The sequence below is a fragment of the Bradyrhizobium sp. HKCCYLRH3059 genome, from assembly GCF_051168035.1.
In the GTDB taxonomy this organism is placed as follows: domain Bacteria; phylum Pseudomonadota; class Alphaproteobacteria; order Rhizobiales; family Xanthobacteraceae; genus Bradyrhizobium.
Genome location: NZ_JBNPUF010000003.1, coordinates 282,920 through 298,779 on the forward strand (window position 1 = coordinate 282,920; position 15,860 = coordinate 298,779).

14 protein-coding genes are annotated in these 15,860 nt (G+C 67.1%); 9 read left to right on the plus strand and 5 right to left on the minus strand.

What is annotated here, in order from left to right; all coding sequences use genetic code 11:
* The first annotated feature begins 70 nt into the window (after positions 1-70).
* Together ACQR13_RS12100 and ACQR13_RS12105 are read left to right on the plus strand one after the other, a co-directional pair.
* Entirely contained in the window at positions 71-832 is a 762-nt protein-coding gene (locus tag ACQR13_RS12100; protein WP_316201226.1) for a DUF899 domain-containing protein, read from the plus strand.
* A gap of 17 nt (positions 833-849) precedes the next feature.
* Positions 850-1,137: a hypothetical protein gene (locus tag ACQR13_RS12105; protein WP_434842781.1), complete on the plus strand. Its 288-nt coding sequence runs from the start codon at positions 850-852 to the stop codon at positions 1,135-1,137.
* Between the two features lie 307 nt (positions 1,138-1,444).
* Here ACQR13_RS12105 and ACQR13_RS12110 read toward each other — a convergent pair whose 3' ends face one another.
* The 5 genes from ACQR13_RS12110 to ACQR13_RS12130 form a co-directional block, all read right to left on the minus strand.
* A complete protein-coding gene (locus tag ACQR13_RS12110) occupies positions 1,445-2,230 on the minus strand; it encodes an ABC transporter ATP-binding protein (protein WP_434841349.1) in 786 nt (261 codons plus the stop codon).
* Positions 2,227-3,000 (minus strand): ABC transporter permease, encoded by a 774-nt coding sequence (locus ACQR13_RS12115; RefSeq protein ID WP_434842920.1) that lies wholly within the window; start codon positions 2,998-3,000, stop codon positions 2,227-2,229. Before ACQR13_RS12115 ends, ACQR13_RS12110 begins: the two co-directional genes overlap by 4 nt.
* Before the next feature lie 213 nt (positions 3,001-3,213).
* Complete coding sequence (locus ACQR13_RS12120; protein ID WP_316225946.1) at positions 3,214-4,158, minus strand: ABC transporter substrate-binding protein; 945 nt, start codon at positions 4,156-4,158, stop codon at positions 3,214-3,216.
* 128 nt (positions 4,159-4,286) lie between these two features.
* On the minus strand, positions 4,287-5,024 hold the full coding sequence (hutC, locus tag ACQR13_RS12125) for a histidine utilization repressor (protein WP_316225947.1): 738 nt from the start codon (positions 5,022-5,024) through the stop codon (positions 4,287-4,289).
* Complete coding sequence (locus ACQR13_RS12130) at positions 5,021-6,379, minus strand: formimidoylglutamate deiminase (protein WP_434862855.1); 1,359 nt, start codon at positions 6,377-6,379, stop codon at positions 5,021-5,023. The genes hutC and ACQR13_RS12130 overlap by 4 nt, the downstream gene beginning before the upstream one ends.
* Before the next feature lie 87 nt (positions 6,380-6,466).
* Between ACQR13_RS12130 and hutI the strand changes: the two genes are divergently transcribed.
* The 7 genes from hutI to bchO all read left to right on the plus strand — a co-directional run bounded on the left by hutI (position 6,467) and on the right by bchO (position 15,813).
* Entirely contained in the window at positions 6,467-7,681 is a 1,215-nt protein-coding gene (gene hutI, locus ACQR13_RS12135; RefSeq protein ID WP_434862856.1) for an imidazolonepropionase, read from the plus strand.
* Positions 7,678-9,225 (plus strand): histidine ammonia-lyase, encoded by a 1,548-nt coding sequence (gene hutH / locus ACQR13_RS12140; protein ID WP_434862857.1) that lies wholly within the window; start codon positions 7,678-7,680, stop codon positions 9,223-9,225. Before hutI ends, hutH begins: the two co-directional genes overlap by 4 nt.
* A gap of 9 nt (positions 9,226-9,234) precedes the next feature.
* Positions 9,235-10,905, plus strand: coding sequence for a urocanate hydratase (gene hutU / locus ACQR13_RS12145; protein ID WP_316169232.1), 1,671 nt, complete (start codon positions 9,235-9,237; stop codon positions 10,903-10,905).
* Positions 10,906-10,989: 84 nt separating this feature from the next.
* Complete coding sequence (gene bchI / locus ACQR13_RS12150) at positions 10,990-12,036, plus strand: magnesium chelatase ATPase subunit I (protein ID WP_316169231.1); 1,047 nt, start codon at positions 10,990-10,992, stop codon at positions 12,034-12,036.
* Positions 12,033-13,772 (plus strand): magnesium chelatase subunit D, encoded by a 1,740-nt coding sequence (locus tag ACQR13_RS12155; protein WP_316169230.1) that lies wholly within the window; start codon positions 12,033-12,035, stop codon positions 13,770-13,772. Before bchI ends, ACQR13_RS12155 begins: the two co-directional genes overlap by 4 nt.
* A 133-nt stretch (positions 13,773-13,905) precedes the next feature.
* Positions 13,906-14,874 (plus strand): alpha/beta fold hydrolase, encoded by a 969-nt coding sequence (locus ACQR13_RS12160; protein ID WP_434842787.1) that lies wholly within the window; start codon positions 13,906-13,908, stop codon positions 14,872-14,874.
* Between the two features lie 33 nt (positions 14,875-14,907).
* A complete protein-coding gene (bchO, locus tag ACQR13_RS12165; protein ID WP_434842788.1) occupies positions 14,908-15,813 on the plus strand; it encodes an alpha/beta fold hydrolase BchO in 906 nt (301 codons plus the stop codon).
* Positions 15,814-15,860: the final 47 nt, after the last annotated feature.

The window sequence follows — 15,860 nt, forward strand, 5'->3', positions numbered from 1 at the left end:
TTGTCACTCCGCATTCCTCCCGCGGCGATCCTAGTCTCAGATGCGGTCAACACGCAAAAGGAACACCGACATGACCATGCATCTCACCGGAACTCGCGAAGACTGGCTCAAGGCACGCCTCGATTTGCTGCAGGCCGAGAAGGAGTTCACCCGCCGCGGCGATGAACTGGCGCAGCGTCGCCAGGCCTTGCCCTGGGTGCGCGTCGATAAGGCCTATCGCTTCGATACCGAGGAGGGGCCTGCCAGCTTGCCCGATCTGTTCCAGGGCCGCTCGCAGCTCCTCGTCTATCACTTCATGTTCGGCCCCGACTTCCAGGCCGGCTGCCCGTCCTGCTCGATGATCGCCGACGGCTTCAACGGCTTCCAGGTCCATCTCGCCAATCACGACGTGATGCTGTGGGCGGTGTCGCGCGCGCCGCTGGCGAAGCTCAGGGCCTACAAGAGCCGCATGGGCTGGAGCTTCCCCTGGGCGTCGTCGGCGAGCAGCGATTTCAACTTCGACTTCAATGTCGCGATCACCGAGGAGCAGCAGCGCCAGGGGGGCAGCGAGTACAACTACCGCACCAGCCCGCCGATGAAGCCGTCCGACGTCCCGGCCATGGTGGCGGAAGTCGCCGCCGGCACCGGCACGGACGGCGCCACCTTCATGCGCGACCGCCCGGGCATGAGTGCCTTCATTGTCGAAGACGGCGTCGTCTACCACACCTATTCGAGCTACGCCCGTGGCCTCGATGGGCTGTGGGGCGCCTATCAGTGGCTCGACCGCGCGCCGAAGGGCCGCAACGAGCAGGGCGTGTGGTGGCGCCGCCGCGACGAATACGCGGCGCGCTGAGAGCAGGGAGTGAAGCCATGGCGTTCGTCCCGTCCAAGCGGCGCGCGATGCCGGACCTCGCTGAGGCACTCCGCTTTGCTGCGGCGCCGACCTTCGCGTTGATGGCGGTGCTGAACGCCATGGCCCGCGACGGCCGGGCAGATATGATCTGCTCGGCGATGCCGGCGGGCGCGCCGCTCGGCGACATGACGGTCATGTATCTGCTGATGAGCGCGTTTCACTTGGTGCCGTGGCTGAAGCGGATGCGGCGGAGCCGGCCGAGGGCGAGGTCCGCCGGGGCTCGATCGCAGCAGCCTTTGAGTTAGTTCGGCGTCGACCAGCGTTGGTTGCCGAGAGAGACCCCTCACCTGAGCGAGCCCGCGGGTGGGCCGGCGATGCCCTCTCCTACAAGGGGCGAGGGCGCTGTATCGGGCAGTCTTGTCGCGGCGATCGTTGGGAAAGTACTGCTCGCCATTCGAGCCTGCGCAGGGCCAGTTACTGCGCCCTCTCCCCTTGTGGGAGAGGGCATGTAAGACAGCGCGGCACACTCACTTGGGTGAGGGGTATGTTTCCGCAAGCATCACCGCCAGTTTGAGCGCACAGTTAAACACCGCGCACCGCGACAGCGCGGCGTCACGCCTCCGCGGCCACCTTCAGCGCCTCGGCCCGGATCTCCTCCACCAGCCGCTCCTTCAGCGCGACGAACTCCGGCGACGTCTTGATCTTGTAGGAGCGGGGATGCGGCAGCTCGATCTTGATGTCGGCCTTGACGCGGCCGGGGCGGGCGCTCATGACCAGCACGCGGCTGCCGAGGAAGATCGCCTCCTCGATGTCGTGGGTGACGAACAGCACCGTCTTTTGGTCGCGCTCCCAGATGCCGAGCAGCATCTCCTGCATCAGCACGCGGGTCTGGTTGTCGAGCGCGCCGAACGGCTCGTCGAGCAGCAGAATCTTCGGATCATTGGCGAGCGCGCGCGCGATCGCGCAGCGCTGCTGCATGCCGCCGGAGAGCTGCTTGGGCCAGTGGTTCTCGAAACCCTCAAGGCCGATCTGCTGGATGAAGCGGTCGGCGACGGCGTTGCGCTTGTCCTCAGGCACGCCGCGCTCGCGCAGGCCGAAGGCGATGTTCTCACGCACGGTGAGCCAGGGAAACAGCGTGTAGGACTGGAACACCATGCCGCGATCGGCGCCGGGGCCTTCGACCTCGCGGCCGTCGAGCAGCACCTTGCCGCTCGTCGGATGGTCGAGCCCGGCGACGATGCGCAGCAGGGTCGACTTGCCGCAGCCGGAGGGGCCGAGGATGGTGACGAAATCGTTGTTGCCGATCGTGAGCGCGACCGGCTCCAGCGCGCGCGTCGGCGCGTGGCCCTGGCGGGCCGGGAAAATGCGGGTGACCTGATCGATGACGAGCGTGGTCATGCGAGCTTCCACGGGAACAGCCAGGCGTTGAATGCCTTGAACAGGAAATCCGAGATCAGCCCGATCAGGCCGATGATGATGATGCCGAAGATGATCTGTCCGGTGTTGAGCAGCGCCTGGCTGTCGGTGATCATGTGGCCGATGCCGGAGGACGAGCCGATCAGTTCGGCGACGATGACATAGGTCCAGGCCCAGCCGAGCACCAGCCGCAGGATCTCGGCAATCTCAGGCGCAGCCGACGGCAGCAGCACGCGCGCGATGATGCCGCGATCGCCGGCGCCGAGCGTGTAGGCGGCTTCGACGAGGTCGCGCCGCGTGTTGCCGACGGTGACGGTGATCATCAGGATGATCTGGAACACCGAGCCGATGAAGATGATCAGCAGCTTCTGCAACTCGCCGATGCCGGCCCACAGGATCAGGAGCGGGATGAAAGCGGAGGCAGGCAGGTAGCGCGCGAAGGAGACGAACGGCTCGAGGAACGCCTCGATCGGCTTGTAGGCGCCCATCAACAGGCCGAGCGGAACGGCGATGACGGCCGCGAGCACGAAACCGCCGACGACGCGCCAGACGGTCATGCCGATGTCGGTGAGGAAGCCGAACTTGACCAGCAGGTCCCAGCCCTCGCGCAGCATGGTCAGGGGATCTGCCAGGAACGTCTTCGGCACATAGCCGCCAACCGTCGCCAGCGACCACGCCGCGACGAACACGACGAAGAAGGCAAGGCCGAGCGCGGTTCTCGATCTGGCGCTGACGGGTTCGAGAGGTCGGATCACGGATCGGGCTTTCGTGTTGGGTGCGGCTCGCGAGGGGGCGGGCCGCTCATGTTGAGTTGGCTTCGGAATACGCTGCTCAATATCGGGCGGGATGCCTCAACACCGTCATTGCGAGGAGCGAAGCGACGAAGCAATCCAGAGTCTCACGCTGGGCCCTGGATTGCTTCGCTTCGCTCGCAATGACGGATCGTGCGGGGCACGCTTCAGCGCCTACTTGATGAAGCTCGCGTCATACAGATCCTCGATCTTCGGGATCTGCTTGATGATGCCGACCTCGAGCAGGAGCTCGGCCGCCTCCTTGTTGAAGGTCTTGAACTCCGTCTCAAAGAACTTCTGGCTCGCGGCCTTGTCCTGCCAGCGCAGATACTTCGCGGAGTTGCCGAACTGCTCAGCCGTCTGCTTCACGTCGGCACCCATGATCTCATAGGCCTTGGCCTGGTCCTTGGCGATCATGTCCAACGCCTCGAAATAGCTGTCGGCGAGCGCCTTGGCGGCCTTCGGATTCTCGGACAGGAACTTCGGTGTGCAGCCGAAGGTGTCCATCACCATCGGATAATCCAGGGTGGTGGCGATGATCTTGCCCTTGTCGGGCGCGGCGCGCACCGTCGACAGATACGGCTCGTAGGTCATCGCCGCGTCGTTCTGGCCGGAAACGAAGGCCTGCGCGGCCGCGGCCGGCTCCAGGTTCACGATGGTGACGTCCTTCACCGTGAGGCCGTTCTTCTTGAGCATCCAGGCCAGCCCGAAATAGGGCGAGGTGCCGGGCGCGGATGCTGCGACGGTCTTGCCCTTGAGGTCCTTGATGGAGGCGATGTCGTTGCGCACGGCCATGCCGTCGGCGCCGTAGCTCTTGTCGAGCTGGAAGATCTGCTTGGTGGCGACGCCGTTGGCGTTCCAGGAGATCCAGGTCTCGACCGTGGTCGCCGCGCACTGCACGTCACCGGCGGCGATCGCGAGGTGGCGGTCCTTCTGCGGGATCTTCTTGATGGTGACGTCGAGGCCGTTCTTCTTGAAGATGCCGGCTTCCTTCGCCAAGGTCAGCGGCGCAAAACCGGTCCAGCCGGAAATGCCGATACCGACCTTGACGTCGTCGGCATAGACGGTCGTCGAGGCCAGGAGCGCGGCCGTTACTGCGAGTAGCCCAAATCTGCGCATCGTCATCGTCCTTTGCTGTGAGAAGAAAGCCCTTCGTGCGGCTCGCAGCCGTGATGGCTGCGATCTCCGCTCATCTCTGCAAGCGTGCTTGCAAATCCCATGCTCAGTTCGGGCGCGCGTGAGCTGTCTCATTCGCTGCCCCTGAACCGCGCCACGAGGCGATGCTGCTCTCCGGGATAGATCAGCCTGACAGCCGTGAGCGGCTGTCCCTTGCGCCAGGTGTGACGCTCGATCACGAGGCAGGGTGAGCCGACCGCGATGTCGAGGCCTTCGGCGATTGCGTCGTCGGCGACGATGGCGCTGATCGCGTGCTCCGCCTCGGTCCAGGGCACGTGATGCAGCAGCCAGGAGCCCGGTGGATCGATCTTGAAATTGGCCTTCGCGGCATCGGGTACGGCGTCGAGATCGATCAGCCGGTCCTCGATCGCGAACGGGACGTTGTCGGCGCTGTGGCGGCAGCGGATCGCGATGACCTTGCACGGTGTCTTGACGCCGAGGCGCTCACGATCGGCGGCGTTGGCGGTGCGGCGCGTCGATGAGATCAGTTCATAGCCATAGGCGCGGCCGAGCGCGCTGATCTCGGCGCGGATGTCGGGGATCTTCAGCACCGCCGACAGGAACTGCGGACGCCGCACGAACGTGCCGGCACGGCGGCGCCGCTCGATCAGGTCGGCCTGGGCGAGCTCCGATAGTGCCTTGTTCACGGTCATGCGTGAGCAGCCGTAATGCTCCATGATCTCGTGCTCGAACGGGATGCGGTGGCCGGGCGGCCATTCGCCGGTGAGGATGCGGCGCTCGATGTCCTGCCGGATCGTCTTGTAGAGCGTGCCGGCTCCCGGCCTGGCGCTGTCATCGGCGAGGCTCATGCGAGCAGCCTCCGCACCGCCGTGTTAAAGCCGCGCCTTGCCGCCTCGCGCGACCGATGATGGCCTCCCTGCACGACCTTGGCGCCGCCGGCCCAGACACAATCGATGGCGCCGTGCGACGTCGCGAAGATCCAGCCGTCGAGCAGCGCATCGCGCGTTCGCCCTGCGAGCGACGGATGCGACAGATCGAGCGTGAGGATGTCGGCGCGGCCGCCGACCTGCAGGCCGGCGAGCGGTTGCGCCAGCGCCTGTGCGCCGCCAGCAAGAGCGGCATCCAAGAGCGTGCGGCCTGTCGACGCATCCGGACCTGACGTCAGCACGTTGCGCTCACGATGCGTCAGCCGCTGGCCGTATTCGAGCTGGCGCAACTCGTCGCTCACGCCGACCAGCACGTTCGAGTCGGTCCCGACGCCGATGCGCCCACGCGCGCGCAGATAGTCGCGTGCCGGGAAGATGCCGTCGCCGAGGCTGGCTTCGGTGACCGGACAAAGGCCCGCCGTCGCGCCGCTCCTCGCAAGCGCCGCCGTTTCATCCGCCGTCATATGCGTCGCGTGGACCAGGCACCAGCGATCGTTGAGGTCGTGATGATCCAGCAGCCATTGCACCGGGCGCTGGCCGGACCAGGCGAGGCAGTCCTCGACCTCCTTCACCTGTTCGGCGGCGTGAATGTGGATCGGGCCACCCTCGGCGAGCGGCAGCAGCGCGGCCAGTTCATCCGGCGCGACCGCCCGCAGGCTGTGTGGCGCGATGCCGAGATTGGCGCCATGAAGCGAGCTGATCGCCTTGCGGGAGGCCGTCAGCAGTTTGGCGAACTGATCGATATCGCAGATGAAGCGCCGCTGGCCGTCATGCGGCGCCGCGCCGCCAAAGCCGCCATGCGCGTAGAAGCTCGGTAGCAGGGTCAGGCCGATGCCGGATGTCTGGGCCGCCGCGGCGATGCGCCCCGCTATCTCGGAGACATCGGCGTAAGGCGTACCGTCGCGATCGTGGTGCAGATAATGGAATTCACCGACCCGCGTGAAGCCGCGCTCCAGCATCTCGACATAGAGCAGGACCGCGACCGCCTCGACATCCTCGGGGCGCATCGACAGGGCGAAACGGTACATCGTCTCGCGCCAGGTCCAGAACGTATCCGTCGAGTGGCCGCTGATCTCGGCAAGCCCGGCCATGCCGTGCTGGAACGCGTGGCTGTGCAGGCTGGCGATGCCGGGGATCGCGACCTCATGTTGCTCGTCGTCGGAGGTCGGAGGCACGCCGGCGGATACCGACTCGATTGCGCCATTGCTGATGACGACCTGCACGTCCTCGGCCCACCCCCTGGGCAGAAGCGCGGATGCGAAGTGCAATGACGCCATGATCGATAAGCCCGCTGGACAGGACGGCGGAAGCGAGTTTATGTATAGACATATCGCCCGTCAAGCTTTCGTGAAGGGGGAGGCAGCATGGCCCAGCGTTTCGACCGGATCTGGCAGAATGCGCGGCTCGCGACCTTGCGCGAGGGGGAGCCGGGCCTCGGCGTGATCGAGCAGGGCGTGATCGCTGCACGCGATGGCCGCATCGCCTTTGCCGGTCCGCAATCGGAGTTTCCGGCTGATGGAGATGCGCCCGAGCGCATCGATTGCGAGGGACGCTGGATCACGCCGGGTCTCGTCGACTGCCACACCCATCTTGTCTTTGGAGGCGACCGTGCGCACGAGTTCGAGCTGCGGCTCGCCGGCGCGAGCTATGAGGAGATCGCGCGTGCCGGCGGCGGCATCGTGTCCACCGTCGCGGCGACGCGCGCCGCCAGCGAACAGGAATTGATCGCCCGCGCGCTGCCGCGGCTCGATGCGCTGCTCGCCGAAGGCGTCACGACGATCGAGATCAAATCCGGCTATGGCCTGGAGGCCGCGACAGAGCTGCGACAATTGTCCGCAGCCCGCGCGCTCGGCAGCCAGCGGCCGGTCAGCGTGCGCACCAGCTTTCTCGGCGCGCATGCGTTGCCGGTCGAAGCCGGTGGCGACAAGGACCGCTACATCGACCTCGTCTGCAACGAGATGCTGCCGGCGGTTGCCAGGTCAGGCCTCGCCGATGCGGTCGACGCATTCATGGAAAATATCGCTTTCTCCGCTGCGCAAACATCGCGCGTGTTCGCGGCGGCCAAGGCGCTCGGCCTGCGGGTCAAGCTGCATGCCGATCAGTTGTCGAACCTCGGCGGCGCCGCGCTCGCGGCCGAGTTCGGCGCGCTGTCGGCCGATCATCTCGAGCACACCGACGAAGCGGGTGCTGTTGCGATGGCGCGGAGCGGCACGGTGGCGGTGCTCCTGCCTGGCGCGTTCTACTTCATTCGCGAGACGCAGAAGCCGCCGGTCGAGCTGTTTCGCAAGCACGGCGTAAAGCTCGCGCTGGCGACCGACTGCAATCCGGGCTCGTCGCCGCTGACCTCGTTGCTGCTGACCACGAACATGGCGGCGACCTTGTTCCGGATGACGGTCGATGAATGCATCGCCGGCGTCACGCGCGAAGGCGCCCGGGCCTTGGGCTTGCTAGCCGAGACCGGCACGCTGGAGGCCGGCAAGTGGTGCGATCTTGCGATCTGGGACATCGGCCGTCCCGCGGAGTTGGTCTACCGCATGGGCTTCAACCCGCTGCACCGGCGCGTGTGGAGGGGCCAATGAGCACGATCGTCGCAGAGCCCGGCCACGTCAGCCTCGATGATCTTGTGCGCGTCTACACCGGCGCGTCGCTCATGCTGGATTCGGCGTATTGGCCGCGTGTCGAAGCGGCAGCAGGGATCGTGGCGAAGGCGGCGCAGGGCGCCGAGCCGGTCTATGGCATCAACACCGGCTTCGGAAAGCTGGCTTCCAAGCGCATCCCGCCTGACCAGACGGCCCAGCTCCAGCGCAATCTCATTCTCTCGCATTGCTGCGGCGTCGGCCCCGCGACGCCTGAGCCGGTGGTGCGGCTGATGATGGCGTTGAAGATCATCTCGCTCGGTCGCGGCGCCTCCGGCGTGCGCTGTGAGATCATCGAACAGTTGCAGGCGATGCTGGCGCGCGGCGTATCGCCCTTTGTGCCGCAGCAGGGCTCGGTCGGCGCCTCCGGCGATCTCGCGCCGCTCGCGCATATGACCGCCGTCATGATCGGCGAAGGCCAGGCCTTCGTCGACGGCCGGCTCGTGCCGGGCCGCGAGGCGCTGGCGCGCGCCGGCCTCACGCCGGTTACGCTCGGGCCGAAGGAAGGGCTGGCGCTGATCAACGGCACGCAGTTCTCGACGGCCTATGCGCTCGCCGGTCTGTTCCGCGCGCATGATCTGCTCAACGCTGCCCTGGTGACGGGCGCACTGTCGGTCGATGCGGCGATGGCTTCGACGGCGCCGTTCCGGCCCGAAATTCAGGCGCTGCGCGGTCATCCCGGCCAGATCGCAGCCGGCCGCGTGCTCACCGAACTGCTTGACGGCAGCGCCATACGGCTGTCGCATCTCGAAGGCGACGAGCGCGTGCAGGATCCGTATTGCCTGCGATGCCAGCCGCAGGTCGCCGGCGCGGCGCTCGATCTGTTGACACAGGCCGCGCGTACGCTCGTCACCGAGGCTAATGCCGTTACCGACAATCCGCTGGTGCTGGCCGACACCGGCGAGATCATCTCTGGTGGCAATTTCCACGCCGAGCCGGTGGCGTTTGCCGCCGACCAGATCGCGCTGGCATTGTCCGAGCTCGGCGCGATCAGCGAGCGGCGCATCGCGACGCTGGTCGATCCCGCGCTGAACTTCGGCCTGCCGCCGTTCCTGACGCCGGAGCCGGGCCTGAACTCCGGCTTCATGATCGCCGAGGTGACGGCCGCGGCGCTGTTCGCCGAGAACAAGCAGCGCGCGCTGCCGTGCTCGATCGACTCGACGCCGACCAGCGCCAACCAGGAAGACCACGTCTCGATGGCTGCACATGCGGCGCGCCGACTGTACGACATGGCCGACAATCTCGCTGCTATCATCGGCATCGAGCTGCTCGTCGCCGCCCAAGGCATCGAGCTGCGAGCGCCGCACGGCACCAGCGCGGCGCTGTCTGCCGTCATTGCCGCGCTTCGCGCGCATGTGCCGGCGCTGGTGCACGACCGCTACATGGCCGACGATCTCGCCAAGGCGGCCGCGCTCGTCGGTGGCGGTGTGTTGGCCACGGTTGCAACGCATGCACTCGGACGCGATCCGTTTCCCAAGCTTGGATGAGAGGGACCCATGAACCGACGCCTGGACAACGAACGGGTGATCCGCGCCCCCATTGGCAGCGACATCAGCGCCAAGAGCTGGCTCACCGAAGCGCCCTTGCGCATGCTGATGAACAATCTCGATCCTGATGTGGCGGAGAAGCCGAGCGAACTGATCGTCTATGGCGGCATCGGCCGCGCCGCGCGCGACTGGGACAGCTTTGATCGCATCGTCGCTTCCTTGCGCAAGCTCGAGGCGGATCAGACCCTGGTCGTGCAGTCGGGCAAGCCGGTCGGCATCTTCCGCACCCATCCGGATGCGCCGCGCGTCTTGATCGCCAACTCCAACATCGTGCCGCATTGGGCGACGCTCGATCACTTCAATGCGCTCGATAGAATGGGCCTGATGATGTACGGCCAGATGACGGCCGGCTCCTGGATCTATATCGGCAGCCAGGGCATCGTCCAGGGCACCTATGAGACATTCGTCGAAGTCGGCCGCCGTCACTACAACGGTGATCTCTCCGGCAAGTGGATTCTGACCGCGGGCCTCGGCGGCATGGGCGGCGCACAGCCGCTTGCGGCGACCATGGCCGGCGCCTCGATGCTCGCCGTCGAATGCCAGCCGAGCCGCATCGAGATGCGGCTGCGCACCGGCTATCTCGATCGCCAGGCCACGACGCTCGACGAGGCGCTGGCGCTGATGGCCGACGCCGCGACGACCAAGAAGGCGGTGTCGGTCGGCCTGCTCGGCAATGCCGCCGAGATCTTCCCCGAGCTCGTGCGTCGTGGCGTGCGGCCGGATATCGTCACCGACCAGACCAGCGCGCATGATCCGATCAACGGCTATCTGCCGAAGGGCTGGACTCTCGCAGAGTGGGAAGCCAAGCGTGCTTCGGAGCCGAAGGCGGTCGAGCAGGCGTCGAAGACGTCGATGGTCGGCCACGTCCAGGCCATGCTCGATTTCCACGCCATGGGCATCCCGACGCTCGACTACGGCAACAACATCCGCCAGATGGCGAAGGACATGGGCCTCGCCAATGCCTTCGACTTCCCGGGTTTCGTGCCGGCCTATATTCGCCCGTTGTTCTGCCGCGGCGTCGGCCCGTTCCGCTGGGCGGCGCTGTCCGGCGATCCCGAGGATATCTACAAGACTGACGCCAAGGTGAAGGAGCTGCTGCCCGACAACAAGCACCTGCACAACTGGCTCGACATGGCGCGGCAGCGCATCAAGTTCCAGGGCCTCCCCGCACGGATCTGCTGGGTCGGGCTCGGCGATCGCCATCGCCTCGGCCTCGCCTTCAACGAGATGGTGGCGCGCGGCGAAGTCAAGGCGCCGATCGTGATCGGCCGCGACCATCTCGATTCGGGCTCGGTGGCGAGCCCGAACCGCGAGACCGAGGCGATGAAGGACGGCTCGGATGCGGTGTCGGACTGGCCGCTGCTCAACGCACTGCTCAATTGTGCGAGCGGCGCCACATGGGTGTCGTTGCATCATGGCGGCGGCGTCGGCATCGGCTATTCGCAGCATGCCGGCATGGTGATCGTCGCCGACGGCACGGCGGACGCTGCGCGGCGGCTGGAACGCGTGCTGTGGAACGACCCGGCGACCGGCGTGATGCGCCACGCCGATGCCGGCTATGAGGACGCCATCGCCTGCGCCGAGGCCAATGGTCTCGATCTGCCGAGCCTCGTCCGTTAAGCGCTGATGGGTTGAAGAGCGGCCCCTGATTGTGGTCTCATGCTGGCAACGCGGCGGGAACGCGTCGCGGCGCAGGGGACGCTCATGGGAATCGCCTTTCCGTTCTCGGCCATCGTCGGCCAGGACGAGATGAAGCTGGCGCTGATGATCGCTGCTGTCGATCCCAAGGTCGGTGGCGTGCTGGCCTTTGGCGATCGCGGCGCCGGAAAATCCACCGCGGTGCGGGCGCTCGCCGCGCTCTTGCCGCCGATGAGCGCCGTGATCGGCTGTCCCTATCAATGCGATCCGGCCGACGTCGCTGCGCAATGTGCCGCGTGTCGCGCGCGCTCCAAGCCGAGCGGCAAGACAAAGAAGCCGGCGGCGTTGAAGGCGCACCAGGTGCCGGTTCCGGTCATCGACCTGCCGCTCGGCGCCACCGAGGACCGCGTCGTCGGCGCGCTCGATCTCGAGCGTGCGCTGGCTCATGGCGAGAAATCGTTCGAGCCGGGGCTGCTCGCGCGCGCCAATCGCGGCTTTCTCTATATAGACGAGGTCAATCTGCTGGAGGATCATCTCGTCGATCTCCTGCTCGACGTCGCCGCGTCAGGCGAGAACGTGGTCGAGCGCGACGGTCTCAGCATCCGCCATCCCGCCCGCATCGTGCTGGTCGGCACCGGCAATCCGGAGGAGGGCGAGTTGCGGCCGCAATTGCTCGATCGCTTTGGCCTCTCGGTCGAGGTCAAGACGCCCAATGATCTGCCGACGCGCATCGAGGTGGTCAAGCGGCGCGATGCCTTCGAGACCGATCCCAGCGCCTTCGTTGCGCATTGGGAGAAGGAGGAGGCGAAGCAGCGCAAGCGTATCCTCGCGGGCCGTGAGCACATCGGAGCGGTCAAGGTCGCCGATCGTGAGCTCGAGCAGGCCGCACGCCTCTGCATGGCGCTCGGCACCGATGGCCTGCGTGGCGAACTCACCTTGATGCGGGCGGCGCGCGCGGTAGCGGCGCTGGAGGGCGCAAAGGCGGTCGATGACCGCCATCTGAAGACGGTCGCGCCGATGGCGTTGCGACACCGTCTCAGGCGCAATCCGCTCGACGATTCCGGCTCGTCGGTGCGGGTCGAGCGCGCGCTCGACGAGCTGTTCGCGCCGTGAGCGATGGCGCCGCGATCTGGGCCGATGCGATGATCGCGGCCGCTCTGGCCGCGATCGACCCGTCCGCGTCGGTGCTGCTGCGTGCGGGCGCAGGTCCGGTGCGCGAGCAGTGGCTGGAGCTGTTGCACGAGCTGATGCCGCCGTCGACACCCTTGCGCAAGCTGCCGCCGTCGATCTCGGACGATCGCCTGCTTGGCGGCCTCGATCTCGCCGCGACGTTGCAGGCGGGGCGGCCGGTGCTGCAACGTGGGCTGCTCGCCGATGCCGATGGCGGCGGGCTGATCGCCGTGATGGCCGAGCGCATGTCGCGGTCGACGGTCGCACATCTCTGTGTTGCCGTCGACACCGGGGCTATCAGCATCGAGCGCGATGGCATGTCGCTGCGCGCACCGGCTCGGCTCGGACTGATTGCGCTCGACGAGGGCATCGGTGATGAGCGCGTGTCGCCTGCCTTGGCCGACCGCCTGGCCTGCCATCTCGATCTCAGCAAAGTTGCGCGCGTCGATCTCGGCGAGAGCCTGTTCAAATCGTCGGACATCGCAGCAGCGCGTGCGCGGCTGCCGCAGGTCCGTTCGTCGGACGACGCGATCGCGGCGCTGACGATGACGGCCTGCGCGCTCGGCATCGACTCGCTGCGCGCGCCGCTGCTCGCCTGTCGCGTCGCGCGCATCGCAGCGGCCCTTGATGGTGAGGTCGAAGTCGCCGAAGCGCACATCGCCTGCGCCGCGCGGCTGGTGCTGGCGCCGCGCGCCACCCGGCTGCCCGCAGCGGATGACGAGACTGAGAACAGCGAGGCGCCGGAGCCCGAGAATGAGTGGGCCGAGAGTGAGGACGACGACCGCAGCGAGGACGGTTCGCTCGAGGATCGCGTGGTCGAAGCGGCGCAGGCGGCCATTCCAGTCGACCTGCTGAAGCGGCTGCAAGAGGAACGCGCGACCCGCGTCCGCAGCAGCAGCGTCAGCAAGCAGGGCACCGCTCAGAAGGTGCCGAAGCGCGGCCGTCCGATTGGCGCGCGTCGCGGCGAATGGCGCGCCGGCGCGCGGCTCAACGTGCTCGAGACCTTGCGCGCGGCAGCGCCGTGGCAGCCGCTGCGGCGGCGGACGCAACATTCCGGCAAGAGTGGCCGGCTGATCGTGCACAAGGACGACATTCGGATCACCCGCTTCAAGCAGCGCTCGGGCACCACGACCATCTTCGTCGTCGATGCTTCCGGCTCCTCGGCCTTGCAGCGGCTTGCGGAAGTGAAGGGCGCCGTCGAGCTGCTGCTGGCCGAATGCTACATTCGCCGCGACGAGGTCGCGCTGATCGCGTTCCGCGGCAGGGGCGCCGAGCTGCTGCTGCCGCCGACGCGCTCGCTGACGCGCGCCAAGCGCAGCCTCGCGGCGCTGCCCGGCGGCGGCGGCACACCGCTGTCGGCGGCGATCTGGGGCGCAACCGAGCTCGCGCTCGCCGTGAAGGCCAAGGGCCAGACGCCGACGATCGTTTTGATGACCGACGGCCGGGCGAATGTCGCGCGCGATGGCGGCGGCCGCAGCGAGGCCGAGGCGGAGGCGCTGGTGGCCGCACGGCAGCTCGCGTTGACCGGCATTCCGGTCGTGCTGGTCGATTCCTCGCCGCGCCCGCAGGACAAGGCCGCGCAGCTCGCCGGTGCGATGCAGGCGCGTTACGTCGCGCTGCCTCATGCGGATGCCGTACGGTTGTCGCAGGCCGTCATGGCGCAAGCCGGCCGCGGCTGATGGCGGTGGAACCCCCGGCGTCAAGCTGCGTTCCCAACGGCGACTGACAAGAGGATCGGTCATCGCTATGCTCACCCACTCGTATGGCAGCGCTTGCCTGCCGTCGCCCGATATCGTCACACAGGAGCACGCCATGCAGGTCGCCTCGACCACACAGAGTGATCATGCGGCTGACACGCGCGCTGTGACGATGCCGCCGCCGCTTGCAGCGCCAAGCTTCGAACTCGCCGATCTGCGTACGGGCCGCATCACCTGCTATGGCGACGGCCCCGCCGCCCCGGCGGAGCAGCGGCCGCTGCTCTTGATTCACAGCGTCAACGCCGCGGCGACGGCCTACGAGATGAAGCCGCTGTTCGAGCACTACCGCCAGACGCGTCCGGTCTATGCGCTCGACCTGCCGGGCTTCGGCCTGTCGGACCGCGCCGACCGCATCTATACGCCGCGCATCATGACCGATGCGATTCTGCTCGCCACGAACGAAATTCGCCGCCGTCATGGCGACGTCGCGATCGACGCGATCGCGTTGTCGCTCGGCTGCGAGTTCGCCGCGCGCGCCGGCACCGAGGCGCCGAACCTGTTTCGCACTTTGGCGCTGCTCAGCCCGACCGGCTTCGATCGCCGCGCCGAGGCCGCGGCCGAGTCGGCGGGCACCAAGGACACGACCCGCGCCATGCCGTGGGTCCGCAACATCCTCAACGTCCCGCTGTGGAAGCACGGCTTCTTCACCCTGCTGACCTCGCGCGCCAGCATTCGTTTCTTCCTGCAGAAGACCTTCGGCCGCAAGGACATCGACGAGGGGCTGCTGGAGTATGACTACATCACGACCCATCAGCCCGGCGCCGAGAACGCGCCGTATTCGTTCGTCTCCGGCTATCTGTTCAGCACCAATGCCCTGAAGCTCTACCAGGCACTGGCGATGCCGGTCTGGATGGTGCATGGCGTGCGCGGCGATTTCGTCGACTATCACGGCAAGCACGCCGTCGAGGCTCTGCCCAACTGGCAGATCGAGGTGATGCAGACCGGCGCGATGCCGCATTTCGAACAGCTTGATAAAGTCGCCGCCAGCTACGATGATTTCCTGACGCGCGCGGCCGATCGTTGACGATGCCGGCGGCGTCCAACCGCGTGGGCCGGCATGAGCGACAAGCCGAACTGGAGCGTCGACGGCAGCGACTGGCCCAACCGCGCAGCCAGCCGCTTCGTCGAGGCCGCGGGCCTGCGCTGGCATGTTCAGATCATGGGCGAGGGGCCCGTTGCGCTGCTCGCCCATGGCACGGGAGCCGCGACCCATTCCTGGCGGGATCTCGCGCCGCTGCTCGCCAGGCACTTCACCGTCGTCGCGCCGGATCTCTCCGGCCACGGCTTCACCTCCACGCCGCAGGGGCGGCGGCTGTCGCTCGACGGCATGGCGCGCGATCTCGCTGGCCTCTGCGAGAAGCTTGCGATCGCGCCTGAAATCGCGATCGGCCATTCCGCGGGCGCGGCGATCCTGACGCGCATGACGCTCGACAATCTCATCAGGCCGAAGCTGATCGTCAGCCTCAATGGCGCCTATCTGCCGTTCGGCGGCGCGGCCGCGCAGTTCCTGTCGCCGCTCGCCAAGATGATGGCGCTTAATCCGCTGGTGCCGCGGCTGTTCGCCTGGCGGGGCCGCGATCCGGCGGCGGTGCATCGGCTGCTGAAGGGCACCGGCTCGACGATCGACGCGACAGGCGAGCGGCTGTATCGGCGGCTGGTCGGCAGCCCCGGCCATGTCGGCGCCGCGCTCGAGATGATGGCGAACTGGGACCTGCATCCGCTTGGGCGCGAGCTGCCGCGGTTGAAGACCGCGCTGCTTCTGGTCGCGGCCGCGAATGACCGCGCCATCCCGCCAGACGTCGCGCGTCGCGTCCAGCGATTGGTGCCCCAGGCGCAGCTCGAACTCATTGATGGCCTTGGTCATTTGGCCCATGAGGAGCAGCCGGCCAGGATCGCGGGCCTGATCGTCAACGCCGCCGAGCGCGCGGGCGTCCTTGCAGTGCAGCGGGAAACGTCCAAGTAAATTGACATTTTTGGCTGGCGAAAGCGTCAATTTCAATTTACGCTTTC

Excerpts from the sequence above, each read along its gene's own strand:
- ACQR13_RS12100 (WP_316201226.1), top strand. The coding sequence starts at position 71 with ATGACCATGCATCTCACCGGAACTCGCGAAGACTGGCTCAAGGCACGC.
- ACQR13_RS12110 (WP_434841349.1), bottom strand. The coding sequence starts at position 2,230 with ATGACCACGCTCGTCATCGATCAGGTCACCCGCATTTTCCCGGCCCGC.
- hutI (WP_434862856.1), top strand. The coding sequence starts at position 6,467 with ATGGCCCAGCGTTTCGACCGGATCTGGCAGAATGCGCGGCTCGCGACC.
- hutU (WP_316169232.1), top strand. The coding sequence starts at position 9,235 with ATGAACCGACGCCTGGACAACGAACGGGTGATCCGCGCCCCCATTGGC.
- bchI (WP_316169231.1), top strand. The coding sequence starts at position 10,990 with ATGGGAATCGCCTTTCCGTTCTCGGCCATCGTCGGCCAGGACGAGATG.
- ACQR13_RS12130 (WP_434862855.1), bottom strand. The coding sequence starts at position 6,379 with ATGGCGTCATTGCACTTCGCATCCGCGCTTCTGCCCAGGGGGTGGGCC.
- hutH (WP_434862857.1), top strand. The coding sequence starts at position 7,678 with ATGAGCACGATCGTCGCAGAGCCCGGCCACGTCAGCCTCGATGATCTT.
- ACQR13_RS12105 (WP_434842781.1), top strand. The coding sequence starts at position 850 with ATGGCGTTCGTCCCGTCCAAGCGGCGCGCGATGCCGGACCTCGCTGAG.
- hutC (WP_316225947.1), bottom strand. The coding sequence starts at position 5,024 with ATGAGCCTCGCCGATGACAGCGCCAGGCCGGGAGCCGGCACGCTCTAC.
- ACQR13_RS12160 (WP_434842787.1), top strand. The coding sequence starts at position 13,906 with ATGCAGGTCGCCTCGACCACACAGAGTGATCATGCGGCTGACACGCGC.
- bchO (WP_434842788.1), top strand. The coding sequence starts at position 14,908 with ATGAGCGACAAGCCGAACTGGAGCGTCGACGGCAGCGACTGGCCCAAC.
- ACQR13_RS12120 (WP_316225946.1), bottom strand. The coding sequence starts at position 4,158 with ATGCGCAGATTTGGGCTACTCGCAGTAACGGCCGCGCTCCTGGCCTCG.